A 22,384-nucleotide genomic window follows, 5' to 3' on the forward strand; every position below is an offset into this window, starting at 1 on the left:
TCACTTAATTAAAACATGGAATGAATGGCTATTCAATAAAAAATGCCTTTCTCCGTGAAAGAGAAAGGCATTTTAGCATTAGCGGACGTTGGCGGCTGTGGCACTTTGGAAGTTCGAGCGCTTCATGAGCCCTGTGACGATTGGGAACATGACCGCAAAGGCAACGCCGTTCATGATGGTCGCCGGAACGACTACCGTTGCAAGCAGGAGCGTGAACGGAATATCGGCGCCTAGGATGAAGATGGCGGCCGACAGGAAAATGGTTCCTGACAGCACCGTTCCAAAAGCAGCGAGCGCAATGCCAACCGGCAGCTTGGCCGCATGCTTTTTCAATAATGTCACAAGCGCGAAAAAGACGAATGCGGTGACGAATTTATCGATGATATTCGGGAAAAAGCCTCCCGGAAAGCTTGAAAACAATCCGGAAATAATTCCGGTAGTGACAGCGAGCAAAAAGACGCTTTTCACGTCACGGAACAGCAAGATGCCGATAAACATCATCGTCAGCATAAAGTCGGGTTTCATCCCGCCATTAATTCCTGGGATCATTACATACAATGTTGCACCGACACTGACAAGCAGCGCCATTAACACAAGATTTTTCGTATTCATTTCTCATCTCTCCTCAGCTCAAGATAGTTTCTTTTTCCCGGTCGTGCCCTCGTGGCCGCCGGCGAAAAACGTATTACGATCTTATCTCGTGCAGCACAGAAAATCAAGCCTCAGAGGCTAGCTTGGATTTCACTTGTTCAGCAAGTTCCTGGATCTTCTCTGTGGTGTACTCTTTCTCTTTGGTCATCCATTTGGCGCCGAACCCATCGCTTGCGCCGTAGCGCGGAATGAAATGAAGATGGAAATGGAAGACGCTTTGCCCAGCTTTTGGCCCGTTGTTGTTCAACAAATTCATGCCTTCGGGTTCGAAGGTTTCTTTGATGGCGCTGGCGATCTTAGGCGCTACGCTGAACAATTGAGCAGCTTCTTCCGGCGCCATGTCGTAGACAAACTCGCGATGGGTTTTCGGAATCAGCAGCGTATGCCCTTTTGATAAAGGCATGATGTCCATAAAGGCATAGACATGCTCGTCCTCGTACACTTTGACGCTCGGGATTTCTCCTGCAATGATTTTGCAAAAAATGCAATCGCTCATAAACTCATCCTTTCTGTAATGGGTTGGCCGTTCTTTTTTCAGTTTACCATATTCAGTGAGCGAGTCATTCCACATTTCAGCTTGTTCCGACCGGCTTCATGAAGCGTCCCATTTCCCGAAAGAATTCGCCACGCAGTTTTGATACAATAGTAAACGAAGAAAGAGGTGTTGAAAGTGGCAATATTGGAAGTAAAAAATTTAACGGGCGGCTATACGAGAAAGCCCGTGTTAAAAGACGTAAGTTTTTCAATAGAAAAAGGCGAATTGGTCGGCTTGATCGGTTTGAACGGGGCGGGGAAGAGCACGACCATCAAGCATATCATCGGCATCATGCAGCCGAAATCCGGTTCGATCCGACTCAATGGCCGGACGTTCGAGGAAGACATCGACGCTTACCGTTCCGCTTTTTCCTATATTCCGGAAACGCCTGTGCTGTATGAAGAATTGACCTTGCGCGAACATCTCGAACTGACGGCAATGGCTTATGGCTTAGAACAAGAGGTGTTCGAACAGCGTTCCGCAGCTTTATTGAAGGAATTCCGCATGGAGAAGCGGCTAAAATGGTTTCCGTCCCATTTCTCAAAAGGGATGCGCCAGAAAGTCATGATCATGAGTGCATTTCTAGTCGACCCGGATTTGTACATCATCGATGAACCATTCGTCGGGCTCGACCCGCTTGGCATCAAATCGCTGCTTGACCAGATGGAACAGCAAAAGCGCAGCGGCGCATCAGTGCTCATGTCGACCCATATCCTGTCGACAGCAGAACGCTATTGCGACCGGATCATCCTGCTCCACAACGGGCGCGTGCGGGCAATCGGCACGATGCCGGAGCTGCGCCAGGCATTTGGTATGCCGGATGCCTCACTCGATGACCTGTATATTGCGATGACCGAGGATGACGACAATGAAGAACCTGCATGAAGTATGGGACAAGCGGCTCCGGCGCTATACGACGGAAGTCCAGAATTATTTAAAATTCATCGTCACCGGCCATATTGCGGTCGTCATGCTGTTCGCCATCGGGGCGGCCGGCTACGCTTACAGCGAATGGGTGCAAAATGTGCCGCCGGAATTTCCGGCAGCGCTATTGATGGCAGTATTGTTCGGGGCGCTATTGTCCTACAGCCCGCCGGTAACTTTATTGAAACAGGCGGACGGGGTGTATTTACTCCCTCTTGAAAGCCGGCTTGATGAATATTTGAAACCGGCACTTCGCTGGACTTATGTGTCGCAGCTGTATTTGCCGATTGTCGTATTTATCGTCTCCTTGCCGCTCATCAAAGCCTTATACGGCTTGCCTTCGTCTTATTTGATCGGGTTTCCGATTCTATTGCTGCTTGTGAAATGGTGGAATGTCAGGAGCGAGTTTCATTGGCGGAAATCCGATGAAGGGCACAAAGTGTGGCTCGAGCGCGCAGTCCGGTTCTTGCTCGTTGCCGGATTTGTATGGTCGTATGTCGACGGATGGATGATTGTTTCGGCAGTCTTTTTGTTCGCGATGATTTTCTACGGCAAATGGCTGGAACGCCGCGCTGCGGGAAAAGCATTTCCTTATGGCCATTTCATCGAATTGGAAGAAAACCGCATGCTGCGCTTTTACCAGTTTGCCAATTATTTCACCGACGTCCCTCATTTGAAAGGGAAGGTGAGGGAGCGCAGATGGCTCAACCCGGTTTATCGTTTGATCAAGAGCAAAGCTTCGAATGCCCATTTGTATTTGGTGAGCCGGACGTTCATTCGTTCGGATGAGCTGTTCTTTTTATGGGTGCGTTTGACGCTGATCATCCTGGTCGGCGCTTGGCTCATCCCATTCCAAATCGCGATTGCTTTATTTGCTGGGGCATTGGCGTTCGCTTCCACGATCCAATTATGGCAAGGCTTGAATCAGTCCCAACATTTCCGCATGGACCAATTGTTTCCGCTTAGCACGCATAGCCGCGAAAAAGCGGTATGGAATTGGGTGCTCGCGGTCCAGTTGATCCAAACTGCAGCGGCATTGGTCTTGCTGCTGGCACTCGGACAGTTTGCAACAGCGCTACTTATCGCGGCAGTCATAGCCGTCGTTTCGGTCGTGACGCTTGCGGGCGCCAGAAGAAAATCTGCAAAGCTGAACAAACGAAAATAATTTAAAAAAGGGTTGGAGAAAATGAAACTTTCTCCAGCCCTTTTACTATGTCGTTTATTCGTGGCAAGTGACTGCGGCTTTGCCAAGCGTTTTTGCGGCAATCAGCATCGCTTCTTCTTTAAAGTCGAATTTCGGGTGGTGGTGGGGATAGACTTCACCGTCCGGCATCGCGCCTGTGAAGAAAAATGTGCCCGGAATCTCTTCGAGGTAATAGGCGAAATCCTCGCCGCCCATTTGCGGCGGGCAATTGAAGACTTCCTCAACACCTGGCACATCTTCGGCAAGGTCTCTCAGGAATTCGGTTTCCTTTTCGTGAGTGACGACTGGCGGGTAGCCCCGATGGAATTTAAAGTCGATGTCGCTATTAGTCGCGATGGCCGTGCCTTTAGCGACGCGCTCCATTTCCTGCTCCATAAGGGTGCGCGTTTCTTCGGTGAAGGATCTGACTGTTCCGTTCAGTTTCGATTGGTCGGCAATGATATTGAACGGGTTCTCTGCAACGAATGATGCAATCGTCAAAACTGCGGACTCGAGCGGGTCCACACGGCGTGCGACAAGCTGCTGCAGGCTAGTGACAAGTTGTGCCCCTGTCACAACGGCGTCGACAGTTTCGTGTGGCATCGCGCCGTGGCCGCCGCGCCCTTGAACAGTGATTTCAAAACGGTCTGCAGCTGCCATGATCGGGCCAGTCCGGTAATCAATCCGCCCGAATGGCGTTGTCGACCAAAGGTGGGTGCCGAAAATGACATCGACGCCGTCGAGCGCACCGTCTTCGATCATCGGTTTCGCACCGCCTGGCGCAAGTTCTTCTGCGTGCTGGTGAATGAGCACATACGTGCCAGGGAGTTCGTCACGCAGCCCGTGGAGGATTTTGCCAAGAACCAGCAAGGTCGCCGTATGGCCGTCATGTCCGCAAGCATGTACCACATTCGGCACAGTGGATTTATAGCTGGTTTCTTTCTGGTCCTGAATTGGCAGGGCGTCAAAATCGGCGCGCAAGGCGACCGTCTTGCCTGGCTTACCGCCGCGGATCGTCGCGATGACGCCATTGCCTCCCACGCCAAAGCGGATATCGACACCGAGATCTTCATAAAAATCGCGGATATATTTAGCAGTCTTGGTTTCCTGGAATGATGGCTCCGGGTTCATGTGCAGGTGGCGGCGGATTTCCACCATTTCGGGATAGGCATTATCGAGTTCAGCAAAGATCTTTTCAATCATTGGATCATATCCTTCCTAATTTTCTGGATTTTCTCTAGTTTAACATAGCAAAAAACAGAACGGGGAAGCCCCGTCCTGTCAGTAAGTGAAATTCAGATATGAAGCAACGAAGTAAAGCAGTACCACCAAAATGGATGGCAAGCTATACGCCCATGTTGAAGCTGTCTTCGGCCGGTAAAGCGAGAACATTACCAGTACGCTCATGACGAGCACTGCGCTGGCGATGATGAAATTGGCGCCGGAAACTTCAGCAAGAATCGAGCCCTCCACGTAAATCGGGTCCGACAAAGCCAAAATGACCATGTTGAAGATATTGCTTCCGAGAACAGCGCCGACCGCCATATTGACATTAGACAGGCGGAGCGCGACGAAAACCGAAATCGCTTCCGGCAGGGAAGTGGCAGCGGCCACCAGGAAACTGCCGACAAAGCTCGAGCCGATGCCTGTCACGACAGCAATTTCATCGCCCGTAATGGAAAGGGCGGTGCCTGCCGCCATGATGACCACAGCGACAAGCGCGAAACGGATGCCCGCGTGTTTCGGGGATAAATGCGCACTCGGATTTTTCGGCGCTTTGGCATCGACCGGCTCATCGTCCATATCGATCGTATCCAAGTTCGGCAATTTATTGATGATCAGCATGCCGATCACATACGTTATTCCGATTGCCAACGAATCGAGGCCGATTCCAAGGAATGTGACATCGGTGCGCAACCACAACGCCAACAATAAGAGCACAATCAGGAAGATGCCGAGCAGGGAAGAATAGGTGTGGTCCTTGGATGCCCGCTCAAGCATGCGTCTGCGGTTCAGCAGCAAATCGAATCCCGCTAAGATAAATAAATTGAACAAATTCGAGCCGATCATATTGCCGACTGCGATATCGGCATTACCGATCGCGGCTGCCGAGAAACTTGTGGAAATTTCCGGGAGACTAGTGGCGCCGGCAAGCAGAAGCGTTCCGACCATCATGCCGCCCATCGCTGATTTTTCACTGATGACATCCGCATACTGGGACAGTTTAATGGCGGCGAACACGGTGACTGCTGCAGCCAGCAGAAAATAAATGAATACCAATAGATGTTCCTCCTAAACAGGTTTCTTCTATATAGACAGCAAAATAGCCGGGCAAGCCGGCCGTTGGTTACTCGTCTTCTTCAGGTTTCGCTTTATACATAGTGACATAAGAAGAACCGGAGAAGATATTGGCACGCGGTTTTTCCGCTTCTTTCTGCGGTTTTTCAGAATGTGCTTTGGCAAAAGCTTGCGACTCTTTCCATTTCTCATAGAATGCCGGAGATTCCCATTCGGTCAGTACGACGTACGTATCGGAATCGAGCGGCCGCAAAACGCGAAAAGCGACATATCCGGGTTCATTTTCGATTGCCCCGGCACGGTTCTTGAAGCGGTGCTCAAAAACAGGGCGCCCTTCATCGGCCACCGGGATATTATTCATGACGAAAAATCCTTTTTCGCGGAACTCGCCGGTGCCATCGACCACTTCAAAACGGCGGGGAGTTTGGAAAATGGATTTGCCTTCGGTTTCGTGCAATAACAAAGTCGTGTTTTCGCCTTGCATGAGTACCATCGTTTCATCCGCATGCTTTTCGCGCATTTTTTTCATAAATTCGTAGGTTCCTGTCGTCATATAAACATTCATTGAAAAAGCCTCCTAATAATCGGGATACATTTTGAGTTGCTAGTTCACTTTTCCCGAAAACCCTGCGCTTGAAACAGAAGGTGTCAAATCAGTGAAGGCATTCGGGTCTAATTTATGACAATTGCGCCCAGATTCTATACAATAAGGAGCGGAGCGTCTATAGTATAGACGGATAATGAAGGATAAACTATAGCCGCAAAGACTGAAGGGATGAATAATTCATGACTTTTAATGATACGTACCTGCGCGCAGCGCGCGGGGAAAAGACCGACCATGTACCGGTATGGTATATGCGCCAGGCTGGGCGTTCACAGCCGGAATACCGCAAGATCAAAGAAAAGTATTCATTGGAGGAAATCACGCACCAGCCGGAACTTTGCGCTTACGTCACGAAACTGCCGGTCGACCAATACGACGTCGACGCAGCGATTCTTTACAAAGATATCGTGACACCGCTTCCAGCAATCGGGGTGGACGTCAAGATCAAGGCAGGCATCGGGCCGGTCATCAGCAATCCGATCCGCACAAAAGCGGACATCGATAGACTTGGTGAAATCAATCCTGAGCAAGATGTCGACTACGTGCTGAAAACGATCAAATTGCTGACAGAAGAGCAATTGAATGTGCCGCTCATCGGCTTTTCGGGTGCACCGTTCACTTTGGCGAGCTATATGATCGAAGGCGGCCCTTCGAAGAGCTACAACAAAACGAAGGCAATGATGGTATCAGAACCGGAAATGTGGTTTGCGCTCATGGACAAGTTGGCAGACACAATCATTCCTTATGTGAAAGCACAGATCCATGCAGGTGCAAAAGCGATCCAGATTTTCGACTCGTGGGTCGGCGCATTGAACGTGGAAGATTACCGCATCTTCATCAAGCCGGTCATGGACCGCATTTTCAAGGAAATAGGCGAAGAAGGCGTACCGATGACAATATTCGGTGTCGGCGCGAGCCATCTGGCGAACGAATGGCATGAACTGCCGGTGGATGTGGTAGGACTGGATTGGCGATTGCCGATCACCGAAGCACGTGAAAGAGGCTTGACGAAAGCCTTGATGGGCAATTTCGACCCGTCTTATTTGCTGGCGGATTGGTCTGTCATCGAAGAACGTACGAAAAAAATCTTGGATATGGGCATGCAGGATGATGGCTATATCTTCAATCTTGGGCACGGGGTCTTCCCGGAAGTGCAGCCGGACACGCTGAAGCGTCTGACGGCATTTGTCCATGAATACAGTGCAGCTTACAAAAAACAGAACTAACAAATCTTTGACGAGGTGATAGTGATGAAAAAGACAATGGGATTATTGGTGATGGCGTATGGCACGCCATATTCGGAAGATGATATCGAGCGCTACTACACGCATATCCGCCGCGGCCGCAAACCGAGCGAAGAAGCGTTGCAGGATTTGAAAGACCGCTACAAGGCGATCGGCGGCATTTCACCGCTGGCTAGAATTACAGAAGATCAGGCAAATGGCTTGTGTGACCGCTTGAACGAATTGCAGGATGACATCGAGTTCAAAATGTATCTCGGCTTGAAGCATATCGAGCCATTCGTGGAAGACGGCGTGGAAGAGATGAAAAAAGACGGCATCGAAGAAGCGATTTCAATCGTTCTTGCGCCGCATTTCTCGACATTCTCCGTTAAATCTTACAACGGCCGTGCAAAAGAAACAGCCGATAAGCTCGGCATCAAGCTGACTTCAGTGGAAAGCTGGTACACAGAGCCGAAATTCATCCAATTCTGGAGCGAAAAAGTAAGCGCAGCATTTGCTGAAATGTCAGAACAAGAACGCGCGAAATCTTGTCTGATCGTCTCTGCGCATTCCTTGCCGGAGAAAATCATCGCAAATGGCGATCCATACCCAGACCAATTGAAAGAAACAGCTGACTTGATTGCTGAAGCGGCGGGTGTTGAAAACTACGAAATTGGCTGGCAAAGTGCCGGGCAGACGCCGGAACCGTGGATCGGGCCGGATGTCCAGGATTTGACGCGCGATTTGCATGAAGAAAAAGGCTATACTTCTTTCGTCTACACGCCAGTCGGCTTTATCACAGACCATTTGGAAGTCCTGTACGATAACGACTACGAATGCAAAATTGTTTGTGATGAAATCGGCGCGACATACCGCCGGCCGGAAATGCCGAACGTAGATCCATTGTTTATCGATGGAATGGCCAATGTTGTGTTGAATAAATTGAACGAAAACTGATCCTGACGAATTGTCTAGGATGCAAGTTTTCAATCAATAAACCGTTACTAAAACGCCGCTCAGCAGTTAACTGTGGCGGCGTTTTATCAATGAATGGGCAAAAATTTCGGCCAGTGGGAGCAATATGTACCCACCGCAAGGAGGAAATCACATGAAAAAATGGATCGTACTTGTGCTGGTGATGCTGCTGTTGGCAGCATGCGGCGAAGAAGATTCATCGGCTGGTACGGGCGAACTGCCGCAACAAGTGGAAGTCGAGTTCAATACAGAAGAAACCGCCGAGCCCGGCGAAGAAGTTCGGCTATCAGCTACTGTCACACAAGGCACAGAGGCAGTAGAAGATGCAGATGAAGTAGTCTTTGAAGTATGGCAGTCTGGGGCTCGCGAAAACAGCGAAATGCTAGAAGCAAGTCATACACAAGACGGGGTTTATGAACATAGCTGGACGGTGGAAGAAGAAGGGCTGTATTTTATCCAAGCCCATACGACGGCCCGCCGTATGCATGTCATGCCAAAAATGGAATTGACAGTAGGCGATCCGGATCCGGAAACGATCGTGCCTGACGATAGCGAAGACTCGGATGCCATGGAAAAGATGGGACATTGATTTTTTCGTCCTTGCCACTGTTGCATAACAGATCTAAGGTGATGCATAAAAAAACGGCCGGAGAATTTCTCCGGCCGTTTTGTCTATTTAGATTTCGTTGCAGGTCTGGCAGTGATTGCCGTAGCACTCGTGCTGCTCTTCGATTTTCTCTCCGCAAGTGGCACACTGTTTCGGGGGCAAGTTCTTGAAGAATTCGACTACGTTCTCAATCATTTCTACCAGCTCCTTTTTGTTATAGTACTGTAAGTGATAAACACAGTGTATTATAACAGTTTAGATCCGTCAACCCTTAACCGTGATTATTTTGAAAAATTCCGTTAAAATAAAGATAGTCACTAGTAAAAAAGGAGAGAGATCATGTATTTCGTAGATAATAAAGGCATAACAGATCCGCGCATCAACCTGGCCATCGAGGAATATTTATTGAAAACGATGGATGTCGACCAAAACCCGTTCCTTCTGTTCTACATCAATGAACCGTCCATCATCATCGGGAAAAACCAAAACACAGCAGAGGAAATCAATACCGATTATGTGGATTCAAACGGTATCCACGTCGTCCGCCGGCTTTCAGGCGGAGGAGCCGTCTATCATGACCACGGCAATTTAAACTTCAGTTTCATTACAAAGGATGACGGCAACAGTTTCCGTGATTTCCGCAAGTTCACAGAACCGGTCGTCAAAGCTTTGCAGGATATGGGCGTCAACGCCGAACTTTCAGGGCGCAACGACCTTCTCGCTGAAGGGCGCAAAATATCAGGAAATGCACAGTTTGCAACGAGAGGCCGAATGTTTAGCCACGGCACGCTGTTGTTCGATACGAAAATGGACGAAGTCGTCTCGGCATTGAAAGTGAATAAGGAAAAGATCGAATCGAAAGGCATCAAATCGATCCGCAGTCGCGTGGCGAATATTTCAGAGTTTTTGGAGCAGGACATGTCGGTTGGACAATTCCGTGAAGCTGTGCTGCATTCAATTTTTGCTGGTGAGGAAAATGTCCGTTTTTGGGAACTCACCGACCAGGATTGGGACAATATCCACGAATTGTCGAGAGAGCGCTACGCTAATTGGGACTGGAATTACGGCAAGTCGCCGAAATTCAACATCAAGCATTCGCACCGATTCCCTGTCGGCGGAATCGATGTCCGCCTCCAAGTGGAAAAAGGCATCGTCCAGGAAGCGCATATTTACGGCGACTTCTTCGGTGTCGGCGATGTAGCGGAAATCGAACAGGCACTCACCGGTGTGAAATATGAACGCGCAGCGCTTGCTGAAGCGATTGAAGAGATCGACATCCCGAAATTGCTCGGGGGGATCACGACAGAAGATTTCCTCAAGTTGATTTATTAAGATTTTCTGTGGAGCCTGCTTTCGAGCAGGCTCTTTTGTTAGAATAGAAAGAAACGGAAGGGGGAAGGGACATGGGTGAACAGCGGATATTCATTGTAGAAGATGATGCGAAGATCGCTTCGCTGTTATCGGATACATTGCGCAAATATCATTACCAAGTCGAAACTGCGAAAGACTTCGACCGCATCTTGGAGGAGTTTACCGCCTTCGACCCCCATTTGATTCTTTTGGATATTAATTTGCCTTCTTATGACGGCTATTACTGGTGCCGGCAGTTGAGGCAGCAGACAACTTGCCCAATCTTGTTCATTTCCGCCAGGTCAGGCGAAATGGACCAGGTATTTGCACTGGAAAACGGCGGAGACGATTTCATTACGAAACCTTTCCATTACGAAATCGTCCTTGCAAAAATAAGAAGCCATTTAAGAAGGTCTTATGGGGAATATGCACCAAAACAAGAAGAGCGCACGGTTCGTGCAGGACGGCTCATTTTATATATGGAGCGGCTTGAATTGCATTGCCGGGAAACGGAGATCCCGCTCCAGAAAAAAGAAAGCACCATTTTAGAACTATTGATTGCCGCGTATCCGAAAGTGGTGACGCGTGAGCAATTGCTAGAGGAGCTATGGGATGACCAGGCGTTCGTCGATGAAAATACTTTGAATGTCAATATGGCCCGCGTGCGCAAGAAGTTGACGGATTACGGCATCCAGAGTTTCATTGAGACGGTGCGCGGCGCCGGCTACCGGTTGATCCTTGGCAGGGAGGAGCAATGATGCTGCGGTTATTCCTGCGTGAACATGCCGCATTTATCGTATTTCAATTCTTGCTCGTCGGGTTCATCCTGATGCTTTACTGGCTCGACGGATTCCGCAATACGGACACAGCCGTCTATTCATTCATCATCAGCTTATTGCTGCTGGCCAGTTTTCTCGGTGTCCGCTTTGCAATGCGCTACCGTTATTATGAGCGCCTGCTGAGCGACCCGCCGAATATGGAGCATGCTTTGCAGCGGGAAGGTCGTTCGGCTGAAACGGTGCAGACGGAATTGTATATGCAAAAATTGTACCGCCTTTACCAATACGAAGTGCAATCGCTTTATGCGGGGCAGACCCGCCACTTGCAATTCATCAATCAATGGGTGCACCAGATGAAGACGCCGCTATCGGTCATGCACCTGTTATTGCAGGAACCCGAAGAATTGGATAAAGCGAATATCCGCGAAGAAGTGGACCGCTTGCGCGCAGGGCTCGACACAGTATTGATGAACGCTCGCCTCGATACATTCGAGCAGGATATGCAAATCGAGCAGGCATCGCTGCGCGGCATGGTATCCGAAATGGTGACGGAAAATAAGCGCCTGTTCATCTCGCGCCGCGTCTATCCGGAAATCGACATCGAAGAACGCTACCAAGTGGCGACAGACCGCAAATGGATGAAATTCATCATCGGCCAATTGCTGACGAATGCAGTGAAATACACCTTCGAAGAAAATAAGAAACTATATATCCGGGCCAGCTGCCTAGAAGGTACTATTACCTTATCGGTGCAGGATGAAGGCATCGGGATTCCGCCATCGGATTTGCCCCGTGTCACCAAAGCCTTCTTTACAGGAGAGAACGGGCGCCTGAGCGGTGAATCGACCGGGATGGGACTGTATCTGGCACAGGAAGTATGCAACCGGCTTGGGCATGAACTGGAAATCACTTCATCGAAAGGCCAAGGGACGACCGTCTCAATCGTCTTTCCTTATCAGGAACAGAATGTAGGGGGATCAACATGACAGTAGTGAAAATTGATGAAGTGACCAAAGTCTATGAAGGAAAAGTGACGCATCGTGCGTTGAACCAATTAAGCTTCGAAGTGGAAAAAGGGGAATTCCTCGCAGTGATGGGCCCTTCCGGAAGCGGCAAGACGACGCTATTGAACTTGATTTCAACAATCGATTCATTGACTTCTGGCACCATCCTCATCAATGGCATCAATCCGCATTCGTTGGATAAAGATGAATTGCCGCTGTTCCGGCGGCGCCAGCTCGGCTTTGTGTTTCAGGATTTCAATTTGCTGCAAATGCTGACGGTGGAGGAGAATTTGGTGCTGCCGCTGACACTCGACGGCATGCCGATCAAAGAAATGGAAAGCCGCGTCCAGGAATTAGCAGCAAGGCTCCATTTGCAGCCATTTCTCCATAAGAAGCCGAATGAAATTTCCGGCGGCGAAGCGCAGCGTACGGCAATCGGCCGCGCACTTATCCACCGTCCGGCGCTTATACTCGCGGACGAGCCGACCGGCAATCTCGATTCGAAAGCTTCGAAAGATGTGCTCGAGCTATTGAGCGGCTTGAGCCGTGAGGAAGGCACGACGATCATCATGGTGACGCACGACCCGATCGCCGCAAGCTATTGCGATCGCGTGCTGTTCATCAAAGATGGCGAGTTCTTCAATGAAATTTACGGGGATGACCGCCGCCAAACCTTCTACCAAAAAATCCTCAACGTGTTATCTCTATTGGGAGGCTCCGTTAATGACCTTTCGCCAACTCGCCTTCCGTAACGTTTTCAGGAATTTGAGAAGCTACGCAGCCTTCCTATTGGCCAGCGTCTTTTCGGTCATGGTGTTCTTCATCTACTCGATGTTCATCTTCCATCCGTTATTCGAAGAAGAAGGATTCCGCGTATTGGCTGTGCGTGGCATGTTCATCGCGGAAATCGTGCTGTACATTTTCACGCTGTTCTTCCTGTTCTATTCCTTGAGCGCGTTTTTGCAGGCGCGGACAAAAGAATTCGGCGTCTTGATGCATCTCGGGATGAGCAAAAAGCAGCTCAATAAATTGGTGTTTTTCGGGACAATGATTCTCGGCGGCCTGTCGACAGCGGCAGGGATCATCTTCGGTTTCGCGTTCACGAAATTCTTTTTCATGATCGGGCGCGAAATCATGCAATTAGAGGAGTTGCCGCTGTATTTCTCCTGGAAGCCGTTCGTCTTGACCATCGGCGCATTCGCCAGCTTGTTCATCATCATCTCGCTCATCAGCGTGTCCTTTATCCGCACGAAACGCGTCGTCGATTTACTGGTAGGCTTCTGGAAGACCGAAGAGGAAGCGGCGTATTCGCCAGCTTTATCAGCGTTCGGATTGGTACTTTTGGGCATTGCGTATTTCTTGGCCGCGACGGTATCCGACCGTACCGTTTACATCATGGTCTTTATCGTCCCGCCACTCGCGACGATCGGCACGTATTTGTTTTTCACGCATTCGATCCATACCTTTCTTCAATTGTATAAGAAACGCCGAAGCATCTATTGGCATAAAACACGCCTTGTGTCGCTTGCCGAAGCGGCGGTTAAGTTGAAAGACAGCGCGCAAATGTTCTTTATCGTGACCATCGTCTCGACCGTCGCCTTCCTGACGGTCGGTACGCTTGCCTCGTTCACTTCCTATACAGCAGAGTTCCGGCAAAGCAATCCGCTCGGGTTGATCTACGTTTCTTTTGAAGGCAATACACTCGAACAGCAGCAACTGGACCAGCTGAAGCGTGAGCTTGAACAACAGCAGCTTGCCTATACGCTCGTGCCTTTGGAAGTGAAGCGTCAGACATCGAGCGCAAGCGGCAATGACGTCGACATTATGTCCTTGTCGGAGTTCAACCGTCTCGCTGTTGCGCTCGGCCATGAACCGGCACGGCTTCAAGCCGGTGAAGCGATGTTCCTGCCGTTTTCACAGGAATCGCTCCGTGAACTGCAAAAAAGTTACGCAGAGACGGAATTGGTGGAGAGCGGGGTGGAGCTGACGATCGACCAGACTTACCCGCAAGTGCTGTTTCCGGCGCATACCTTGAACGCCAATACGATTATCATGAACAATGAAGATTTCAGCAAAGTGGATGAACCGTTGATGGGTTATCCGCCAGACACATCGGATTTTCGCTATTACGCTTTCCATGTGCCGGATTGGACAGAGACCGTGTCAATCGGCGAAAACGTCCGCTATCCGGTCAGCGAGGCGATGGTCAGTGGAAATTTTGCTGGGCTCAATTATTATTTTGAGAATCCAGGATACGAATACCGCTGGTTTAAATCGTCCTTTGCGTTGTTATTGTTCATCGGCTTGATGGTGGCGGCTGTGTTCTTGCTGGCTGCAGGGAGTTTCATTTACTTTAAGTTGTATACAGGGCTCGAGCGCGACCGCAGGCAGTACCAATTGATGGTACGTCTTGGGATGACGGAGCGGGAACTCGGAAAAATCGTTAACCGCCAGCTTGTGCCGCTGTTTTTCCTGCCTTGGGCGCTTGCATTGCTTCACAGTGCTTTCGCATTCATTTCGCTTCAAGTCGTATGGGATGAGTTTGCGGAGCTGTCGATTTTGTCAGAGATGGCAATCGTGCTTGGTGGTTTCACGCTCATGCAGATCCTGTATTTTTTCTTGATTCGCTGGCGTTATATCGCCCATTTGAAAGCTTATTGACCAGAGGGAGCCGCCGGATAATTCCGGGGGCTTTTTTACTGGAGATTTTTGGCGGGCAGTTGTATTGTCTGAAGATTTATTTTATAATGAATAAAGTAAATATGAATGAGTATTCATTCAATAGAAAGAGGGATATTCAATGAATTTGGGAGAACGTGTTCACGAAATTGCACAACAGGAAGCTGGAAGAATTGCTTATACGTTCATGGGCAAAGACACAACTTATAGCGAATTCGACCAATCGGTATCGAAATTCGCTGGTGCATTGCAGGAACTCGGTGTGGAAAAAGGGGACCACGTCGCATTTCTTTTAAGCAACACCCCGCATTTTCTCATTTCGCTATACGCCACTTTGCGCCTGGGCGCGACAGCTGTCCCGGTCAACCCGATCTATAGCCCGGATGAAATCGCTTACATTGTCAATAATAGCGATGCCAAAGTAGTTGTAGCACTGGACGCTTTGCTGCCGCTTGTGGAAAAAGCGCATCAGGCTTTACCGGCAGTGGAAACATATGTCATTTGCGAGACGGATCCAGCGACTGCCGAAAAAATGGCGCAGCTACCGGAAGCGGTCAAAGGGAAAGTCCGTTCCTTCACGCAACTTCTCACAGCTTCCGATGCTTTTGGCGGGACTGCAGACATTTCACAGGATGACAATGCCGTCATTCTCTATACATCCGGGACGACAGGAAAACCAAAGGGAGCGATGTTGACCCATGGCAACCTGTATTCCAACGCGCGCGATGTCGCGGAATATCTCCAAATCACGCAGGATGACCGTGTAGTGGCGACGCTTCCGGTATTCCACGTGTTCGCATTGACGGTCGTCGTCAACGCACCACTTATGCAAGGTGCGACGATTGTCCTCGTTCCGCGCTTCACGCCGCAGGAGGTATTCGCAGCGACAAAAGCGTCCCAAGCGACGGTCTTTGCGGGTGTGCCGACGATGTTCAACTTCATGTACCAACTGCCCGATGTGGACCCGGCGGATTTCGCTTCTGTACGCTTGGCGATTTCCGGGGGATCTGCGATGCCTGTCGCGTTGTTGCATAATTTCGAAGACAAATTCAACGTGCGTATTTCTGAAGGCTACGGCTTGTCCGAAGCATCACCGGTCACGTGTTTCAATCCGATCGACCGCGAACGAAAAGCGGGATCGATCGGCACATCAATCATCAATGTCGAAAACAAAGTCGTCAATGAACTCGGCGATGAAGTGCCCGTCGGTGAAGTGGGCGAATTGATCGTGCGGGGGCCGAACGTCATGAAAGGCTATTACAAAATGCCGGAAGAAACGCAAGCTGCGATCAAAGACGGCTGGCTGTACACAGGGGACTTGGCGAAGATCGACGAAGAAGGTTATTTCTTTATCGTCGACCGCAAAAAAGACATGATCATCGTCGGCGGTTATAATGTCTACCCGCGAGAAGTGGAAGAAGTGCTATTCGCTCACCCAGCGATTGTGGAAGCGGCAGTGGTCGGTTTGCCGGATGCTGACTTCGGCGAATCGGTCAACGCTTATGTGGTGTTGAAAGACGATGCAGTTTCCATTGAGGAGCTGCAAGCATATTGTGCGGAACATTTGGCGAAATACAAAGTGCCGCGCCATATGGAGATTCTTGATGAATTGCCGAAAAATACGACCGGCAAAATCCTGCGCCGTTCGCTGAAAGACCAGGCTGTAAAAAAATAATCATGAACCGCTTTCCGCTTTTCGCGGAAAGCGGTTTTTCTTTGTATTGGAACATACGGTATACATATTTTCAAAGGGCTTTAATTGAAAAGACAGACAATTACCGATATAGTGAAAAGGCAACTATTACGAAAAACGAAATAGTTATTCAGGAGGCTGAGCGTGTGTCGAAAAAAGCTGTTAAAATAGAAGATTTACTCGAATTAGTATCCGTGACCGACCCGAAGATTTCACCTGATGGGAAACGGGCGGTATTTGTCCAGACACAGATGGACGAAGAAGAAAATACATATCATTCGCATGTACATCATATCTCGCTGGAAACCGGCGAATCGGTTCCTTGGACTTATGGAGAAAATCGCAATAGCCAACCCGCTTGGTCAGCAGACGGCCGCCATGTCGCTTTTCTATCCGACCGCAACGACAAGAATCAATTGTACGTCCTGCCGGCAGGCGGCGGGGAAGCGCGCGCTGTGACGGATTTTGAAAAAGGGGTAAGCAGTTTCCGCTGGTCGCCTTGCAATAAAAAAATCTGGGTCAATGCGCTGGTACAGGACGGAAAAACATTCACGGATCAAGAACCGGAAAAAGAGGAAGACAAGAAAAAGCCTGAACCCTATCGCACGACGATCATGAAATACAAAATGGACGGCAATGGGCTGGTCAAGCAGGACTACCACCGCCAAATCGGCTCTGTGGACCTGGAAACAGGCACGGTGGAGCAGTTGACGGAAGGGCCTTATCATTTCGGCTTGGAAGCCATTTCCCATGACGGCACGAAACTGGTATACGGATCGGCCAAAGAGGAAATTCAGGATTTCATTTTCCGCCAGTCGCTCTACATGCGCGATCTGGAAACGGGAGAAGAAACGGCCATCATCGAACAAGACGGATATTACGGGGATGCCGCGTTTTCCTTTGATGATGCACGTTTGGCGTTTGTCGGCCATTCGCGCGCTTACGAAAATGCCACGCAAGCCGAACTGTATGTATACGATGTGGCAAACCAAACGACGCAATGCCTGACAGAAGGCATCGACGCACCGATCGGCGATTATGTCGTCGCCGACCATCAACAAGGCGCGCAGGCACCCGGCGTCGTTTGGACACAAGATGACCATTTATATTTCCGAGTGTCTACGGATGGCGATGTGCGCTTGTATTTCGCTTCGCTTGACGGCGCGGTGTATCCGGCTTCCCCGGAAGATGAGCATGTCTACGGCTACGACATCTCTAGAGACGGCAGCTTTGCGCTTGCCGCCATCAGCAACCCGGTGTCTCCCGGAGAACTTTACAAACTCGCCATTTCGACTGGAGAGCGCGAAGCACTTACTTCCTGCAATTCACACTACCTAGAACAAACAGAATTGATTGCACCGGAAATCGTTTCGCATACAACGGAAGACGGCTTTGAAGTACATGGCTGGCTCATGAAGCCCCGTGGATTCGAACCGGGCGGAAAATATCCGCTCGTCGTCAATATCCACGGCGGGCCGCATGCCATGTACGCCAATACATTCGTCCATGAAATGCAGGTGCTTGCAGCAAACGGTTACGGCGTCCTGTATGTCAATCCACGCGGCAGCCACGGCTACGGCCAACGCTTTGTCGATGCCGTGCGTGGCGACTACGGCGGCGGCGACTACCGGGATATCATGGGGGCACTCGACAATGTTCTCGCAGAAAATGACTGGGTGGATACAGAGCGGCTCGGCGTGACCGGCGGCAGCTATGGAGGGTTCATGACCAACTGGATCGTCTCACATGAAGGGCGCTTTAAAGCGGCTGTAACCCAGCGCTCGATCTGCAACTGGATTTCCTTTTTCGGCGTTTCAGACATCGGCTATTATTTCAGCGAATGGCAGCACGGAGCCGCCATGGACAATGTCGACAAGCTGTGGGAGCATTCCCCGCTGAAATATGCGAAAGACATCCACACGCCACTGCTCATTTTGCATTCGGAAAACGACCATCGCTGCCCGATCGAGCAAGCGGAGCAATTATTCATCACCTTGAAGAGCATGCATAAAGAAACGGAGTTCGTCCGATTCCCGGAAGCCGACCATAACTTATCGCGCACCGGCAAACCGAATTTGCGTTTTGCGCGTTTGCAGGAGATTGTCGGCTGGATGAAGCGACTGTAAATATGTAAAAAAGCCAGGTGGAGAAATTTCTCCGCCTGGCTTTTTTGGGTTAACGCCCTTTGAATTCCGGTTTGCGTTTCTCGCCGAACGCGAGCAGCGCCTCAACTCGGTCTTCTGTCGGGATGGTGATTTCGTATGCTTTTCGTTCGATTTGAAGCCCTGTCTGCATATCGGCGTTCATGCCGTTTTTGATGGCAAATTTAGCTTGTTGCAACGCGATTGGCCCATTCGCGAGAATCGAATCCGCAAATTCGCCTGTTACTTGCGCCAAGTCGTCTGGCGCAGCGAGGCGGGTGACGAGGCCATAATCGAGCGCTTCTGATGATTTCAAGCGGCGCGCAGTCAAGATTAGTTCCATCGCTTTCGCTTCGCCGATCAATCTCGGTAAGCGCTGCGTGCCGCCGGCGCCCGGGATGATCGCGAGGCTCGTTTCGGTCAATCCGAGCAATGTATCATCCGTCGCGATGCGGAAATCACACGCCAAGGCCAGCTCCATGCCTCCGCCGAATGCATAGCCGTTAATCATGGCAATCGTTGGCTGTGGCAAGTTTTCGATGGTCGTAAACACTTCGCCAATTTTGTAGATATTGCGCTTGACCTGGTCTTGCGTCAAGGTCTTGCGCTCCTTCAAGTCGGCCCCGACACTGAAAGCCTTGTCACCGGCGCCAGTGAAGACGACGACCCGGATATCCGGATTGATGCGGATCGCTTCTGCCACTTGGCCAAGTTCAGCGAGCATATCGTAATTGAATGCATTCATCGCATCCGACCGATTCAATGTGATGAACGCCAAATTTCCTTTTTGTTCATAATGAATTGTTTCCATATCCATCCCCCTTAATAATCCATCCGTTAAAAACATACCACTTTTTGGACTAATCTGTCACCAAACTCTATAATGGGAACAACAGGGGGGAGCTCATTCATGAACCAGGTTACATATCTCCGTATTTACCGCATCGTTTCCATGGCGATCCGATTTTATGTGCAAGTGGCGCTTTTCCAAAGGCGCAATAGGGGCAAGTGGACTCCAGTCGTTGAACAGCGCTGGAATGAGCTCGTTACCCGCCAGGCAAAAGAATACAAGGAACTGGCACTCAAGCTAGGCGGCTTGATGATCAAATTGGGTCAATTCCTGTCAACCCGTGCGGATATCATGCCACCTAGCTTCTTGGCAGAACTCGAGGGCTTGACGGACCGCGTGCCATCCGTGCCGCGGAAAGACATCGTCGAAGTGCTCGAGCAAGAATGGAATGTTGAGCACGGCAATTACCTGGATGAATTGTCGGACCAAGCAATCGCTTCCGCCTCCATCGGCGAAGTATTCAAAGGACGCTTGAAAAACGGCACCGAAGTCGCTGTCAAAGTGCAGCGTCCGGGAACCGACCGCATCATCCGTGCCGATTTCCAGGCGATGCGCATCGTCATTTGGCTCGCGAAGAAATTCACCCCTTTCACGAAACAAGTCGATTTTGACCAATTGTATGTCGAGATGACCGAAACAATCGGCGCAGAACTGAACTTCGTCCGCGAACTTCAGAACGGCCGCGCTTTTGCGGACCGCTTCGCGGAAATGAATGGCGTCCACATCCCGGTATATTACGATGAATACACGACGCGCCGCGTATTGGTGATGGAGTGGATTGAAGGCGCGAGAATTACCGATATCAGTTTTATCGAAGAGCATGGCCTTAACCGCCACGAAATTTCCGAGCGTTTGTTCATCCTGTTCTTGGAGCAAGTGCTGTACGGAGGCCAGTTCCATGCCGACCCGCACGGCGGAAATATCCTGTTGAAGCCGGACGGCACTATCGTGCTGATCGATTTCGGCATGATCGGCACCATCTCAGAACGCGATTCGCAAGCGATTCTGTTGATTGCAGAAGGCATCCTGTTCAAGAATTATGAACAAGTGCTCGATGGATTGGAGGATCTGCGTTTCCTCTTGCCGAATGCAGACCGCGACTTACTGGCGGATGCTGTTGAACGGCTCGTCGCCGCTTATGAATCGAATGAGTTGATGCAGATGGACAGCTTTGTCGTCGAACGGCTATTAAAAGACATGCAGGATATTGTCCGCACGCAGCCGGTGCAGCTGCCAGCGGAATTCGCCTTTTTTGGCCGGGCGACATCGATTTTCGTCGGTGTCTTGCACGTATTGGATCCGAAAGTTGACCTTTTCGCCCTTGCGCGTCCGCGCGTATTGGAATGGGCTTCGACTAAGCGGGAAGGAAAAGGCATTTTCGGCAAAGAAGACGTCTTCCGTTGGATCCTCAATTCCACAGGGCCGGCGCGGGCGTTCCCGAAAAAACTCATCAACTTTCTCGATGAACCGGAACGCATCCGCCATTACTTGGAGAACAAGGAAGGCCGGGAGCGCGAACATCAGCGCAATCTGCAGAGCCGGATGTTCGCCGGCATTTTCTCGCTAGTATCGTTTTCCGGGATTTCATTATCCGTCTGGTTCTGGCATGAGCCGTTCCTATGGGTGTCGTCGGTATTTTTTGTCGGCTCGCTGTGGGCATTCCGTGCTATCCGCTAAACAAAAAAATCGCCTTATCGAAATGCAGGTGTTGGGCCTGCATGCCGAAAAGGCGATTTTTTATATGTGAATAAAGGCTGCACCGGTTCTTCCGGCATGGCAAAAAAACAATCGAAATTGTCCTTTTTTAACTGGCGGCTCTTGCAATTTCCGGATTCCCGGTTAGAATAAAAATAAGAACACTTGTTCCTATCTGCTAGGGGGGTGAGGAAATGCCCCTGATTTCAAGGGCGGAAATAGCCGTGTTTGAGAAGCGGGTGCAATTGCCGATGGTGCTCCTCATTTTGGAACGAGATCGCGAGTGGGTCAGGAAAAGCCCTTTCAAGCTGAAAGCTCCTTACCTGGAATTATTGGACAGGGCGATCGAGCGGGCAAAAGGCGACCTGGCCGAAACCATCGAGTTGATGAGGGCCAATGGCATGAAGGTGAGGCGGGGAAGTAAAGACGACAATTTCTCGGAATATGTATTTTGCCATGGCGGCTATGAAGACCATCGCCGCTATTTGAATATCCGTCTGAAAAATGCCGTTGAAGAGTTATTGAGGTTTTATCTGTCCGCAGCCGCTAAATCATTTTAATCCAGCGGCTGCTGGCTGCGAGGCGGAAACGCCCGTTTCGTCACATAATTCATCCGGTGGTTATGAACGCGCTGCGCTTTCTTGAAATAGCGGCGCAAAGACCCAGTGAAGGAGTGTTGGTTTCGAAGCGCAATGGGAGAGATGTCGGCAGGGACGACGACGCCATTGCCGAGCGATACCAAACTGCCCCGCCCGCTGTCATCTGCAGCAATCAAATCGATGGCATCGAAATTGAACCAGATGGAATCCTTGTTTTTCGGAGAATGCGTAGGGAAGAAAATCAATGGGTTCCCGTAATACTCGCCGACGATAATCGGCGGCTTGTGTTTTACGCCAATCGCTTTTTGTGCATAGAGCGTGGCGCTGGCAAGGGAGCCGCGATAGAAAGAGCACGATTTCGCCACAATTTTATAGACCGATTCCTCCACCAGGAATTCGCTGCGGTCTTCGATGACCCGTGTCAAGAGCCGGTGGCCGTCCATATACGGAAGCAGCGCATATGTGTTGCTGCAAATTGTATAAGAGACGGGATATTGATTCTTCTTACCCATGAACATTTACCCCCTAAATTTACTTTACATACCTTATTATAATAAAAAATGGAAAATACACAATAAGTATTTTTCGAAAAAA

22 protein-coding genes are annotated in these 22,384 nt (G+C 50.0%); 14 read left to right on the forward strand and 8 right to left on the reverse strand.

The annotated features are described in order from the left end of the window. Window positions 1-78: 78 nt before the first annotated feature. Window positions 79-612 (reverse strand): tryptophan transporter, encoded by a 534-nt coding sequence (locus tag DFR62_RS14360; RefSeq protein WP_121301018.1) that lies wholly within the window; start codon window positions 610-612, stop codon window positions 79-81. Between the two features lie 103 nt (window positions 613-715). Further along, on the reverse strand, window positions 716-1,147 hold the full coding sequence (locus DFR62_RS14365; RefSeq protein WP_121301019.1) for an HIT family protein: 432 nt from the start codon (window positions 1,145-1,147) through the stop codon (window positions 716-718). A gap of 174 nt (window positions 1,148-1,321) precedes the next feature. On the opposite strand from DFR62_RS14365, the gene DFR62_RS14370 reads away from it, so the two are divergent. Further along, window positions 1,322-2,071: an ABC transporter ATP-binding protein gene (locus DFR62_RS14370; protein WP_121301020.1), complete on the forward strand. Its 750-nt coding sequence runs from the start codon at window positions 1,322-1,324 to the stop codon at window positions 2,069-2,071. After that, window positions 2,055-3,275, forward strand: coding sequence for an ABC transporter permease (locus DFR62_RS14375; protein WP_121301021.1), 1,221 nt, complete (start codon window positions 2,055-2,057; stop codon window positions 3,273-3,275). Before DFR62_RS14370 ends, DFR62_RS14375 begins: the two co-directional genes overlap by 17 nt. Before the next feature lie 54 nt (window positions 3,276-3,329). On the opposite strand, the gene DFR62_RS14380 is transcribed toward DFR62_RS14375, so the two are convergent. From DFR62_RS14380 to DFR62_RS14390, 3 genes are all read right to left on the reverse strand, one after another. Continuing rightward, entirely contained in the window at window positions 3,330-4,496 is a 1,167-nt protein-coding gene (locus DFR62_RS14380; protein WP_121301022.1) for a M20 metallopeptidase family protein, read from the reverse strand. A gap of 78 nt (window positions 4,497-4,574) precedes the next feature. After that, on the reverse strand, window positions 4,575-5,573 hold the full coding sequence (locus tag DFR62_RS14385) for a sodium:calcium antiporter (protein WP_121301023.1): 999 nt from the start codon (window positions 5,571-5,573) through the stop codon (window positions 4,575-4,577). A 67-nt stretch (window positions 5,574-5,640) separates the two neighbouring features. Further along, a complete protein-coding gene (locus tag DFR62_RS14390) occupies window positions 5,641-6,156 on the reverse strand; it encodes an antibiotic biosynthesis monooxygenase family protein (protein ID WP_121301024.1) in 516 nt (171 codons plus the stop codon). Between the two features lie 221 nt (window positions 6,157-6,377). Between DFR62_RS14390 and hemE the strand changes: the two genes are divergently transcribed. From hemE to DFR62_RS14405, 3 genes are all read left to right on the forward strand, one after another. Next, window positions 6,378-7,421 carry a uroporphyrinogen decarboxylase gene (gene hemE / locus DFR62_RS14395; RefSeq protein WP_121301025.1) on the forward strand — a complete coding sequence of 348 codons (1,044 nt, stop codon included), beginning with the start codon at window positions 6,378-6,380 and terminating at the stop codon, window positions 7,419-7,421. 21 nt (window positions 7,422-7,442) lie between these two features. Then, entirely contained in the window at window positions 7,443-8,375 is a 933-nt protein-coding gene (gene hemH, locus DFR62_RS14400) for a ferrochelatase (protein ID WP_121301026.1), read from the forward strand. Between the two features lie 151 nt (window positions 8,376-8,526). After that, window positions 8,527-8,982 (forward strand): FixH family protein, encoded by a 456-nt coding sequence (locus DFR62_RS14405; protein WP_121301027.1) that lies wholly within the window; start codon window positions 8,527-8,529, stop codon window positions 8,980-8,982. 87 nt (window positions 8,983-9,069) lie between these two features. Here DFR62_RS14405 and yhfH read toward each other — a convergent pair whose 3' ends face one another. Then, on the reverse strand, window positions 9,070-9,195 hold the full coding sequence (gene yhfH / locus DFR62_RS14410) for a protein YhfH (RefSeq protein ID WP_083509120.1): 126 nt from the start codon (window positions 9,193-9,195) through the stop codon (window positions 9,070-9,072). A gap of 144 nt (window positions 9,196-9,339) precedes the next feature. On the opposite strand from yhfH, the gene lplA reads away from it, so the two are divergent. From lplA to DFR62_RS14445, 7 genes are all read left to right on the forward strand, one after another. Further along, on the forward strand, window positions 9,340-10,332 hold the full coding sequence (gene lplA, locus DFR62_RS14415; protein WP_121301028.1) for a lipoate--protein ligase: 993 nt from the start codon (window positions 9,340-9,342) through the stop codon (window positions 10,330-10,332). 71 nt (window positions 10,333-10,403) lie between these two features. Continuing rightward, the gene (locus tag DFR62_RS14420; protein WP_121301029.1) at window positions 10,404-11,108 is read left to right on the forward strand and encodes a response regulator transcription factor; all 705 of its coding nucleotides are present in this window, start codon (window positions 10,404-10,406) and stop codon (window positions 11,106-11,108) included. Next, the gene (locus DFR62_RS14425; protein WP_121301030.1) at window positions 11,108-12,115 is read left to right on the forward strand and encodes a sensor histidine kinase; all 1,008 of its coding nucleotides are present in this window, start codon (window positions 11,108-11,110) and stop codon (window positions 12,113-12,115) included. Before DFR62_RS14420 ends, DFR62_RS14425 begins: the two co-directional genes overlap by 1 nt. Next, a complete protein-coding gene (locus DFR62_RS14430; RefSeq protein ID WP_058381282.1) occupies window positions 12,112-12,885 on the forward strand; it encodes an ABC transporter ATP-binding protein in 774 nt (257 codons plus the stop codon). The genes DFR62_RS14425 and DFR62_RS14430 overlap by 4 nt, the downstream gene beginning before the upstream one ends. Then, the gene (locus DFR62_RS14435) at window positions 12,857-14,794 is read left to right on the forward strand and encodes an FtsX-like permease family protein (RefSeq protein WP_121301031.1); all 1,938 of its coding nucleotides are present in this window, start codon (window positions 12,857-12,859) and stop codon (window positions 14,792-14,794) included. Before DFR62_RS14430 ends, DFR62_RS14435 begins: the two co-directional genes overlap by 29 nt. A gap of 139 nt (window positions 14,795-14,933) precedes the next feature. After that, window positions 14,934-16,487, forward strand: a complete 1,554-nt coding sequence (locus tag DFR62_RS14440) for a fatty acid--CoA ligase family protein (protein ID WP_121301032.1) — start codon at window positions 14,934-14,936, stop codon at window positions 16,485-16,487. Between the two features lie 164 nt (window positions 16,488-16,651). Then, window positions 16,652-18,631 carry a S9 family peptidase gene (locus tag DFR62_RS14445; protein WP_208640411.1) on the forward strand — a complete coding sequence of 660 codons (1,980 nt, stop codon included), beginning with the start codon at window positions 16,652-16,654 and terminating at the stop codon, window positions 18,629-18,631. Window positions 18,632-18,680: 49 nt separating this feature from the next. Here the strand turns inward: DFR62_RS14445 and DFR62_RS14450 are convergent, their stop codons facing one another. Then, window positions 18,681-19,457: an enoyl-CoA hydratase-related protein gene (locus DFR62_RS14450; RefSeq protein ID WP_121301034.1), complete on the reverse strand. Its 777-nt coding sequence runs from the start codon at window positions 19,455-19,457 to the stop codon at window positions 18,681-18,683. A 99-nt stretch (window positions 19,458-19,556) separates the two neighbouring features. On the opposite strand from DFR62_RS14450, the gene DFR62_RS14455 reads away from it, so the two are divergent. Both DFR62_RS14455 and DFR62_RS14460 read left to right on the forward strand, forming a co-directional pair. After that, window positions 19,557-21,173, forward strand: coding sequence for an ABC1 kinase family protein (locus DFR62_RS14455; protein WP_121301035.1), 1,617 nt, complete (start codon window positions 19,557-19,559; stop codon window positions 21,171-21,173). Between the two features lie 212 nt (window positions 21,174-21,385). Beyond that, window positions 21,386-21,751, forward strand: coding sequence for a YhjD family protein (locus DFR62_RS14460; protein WP_121301036.1), 366 nt, complete (start codon window positions 21,386-21,388; stop codon window positions 21,749-21,751). Here the strand turns inward: DFR62_RS14460 and DFR62_RS14465 are convergent. After that, the gene (locus tag DFR62_RS14465; protein WP_121301037.1) at window positions 21,748-22,302 is read right to left on the reverse strand and encodes a competence protein ComK; all 555 of its coding nucleotides are present in this window, start codon (window positions 22,300-22,302) and stop codon (window positions 21,748-21,750) included. The two genes, DFR62_RS14460 and DFR62_RS14465, sit on opposite strands and share 4 nt — an antisense overlap. Between the last annotated feature and the right edge of the window lie 82 nt (window positions 22,303-22,384).

Origin of the sequence: Planococcus citreus (assembly GCF_003664125.1) — a bacterium.
GTDB lineage: Bacteria > Bacillota > Bacilli > Bacillales_A > Planococcaceae > Planococcus > Planococcus citreus.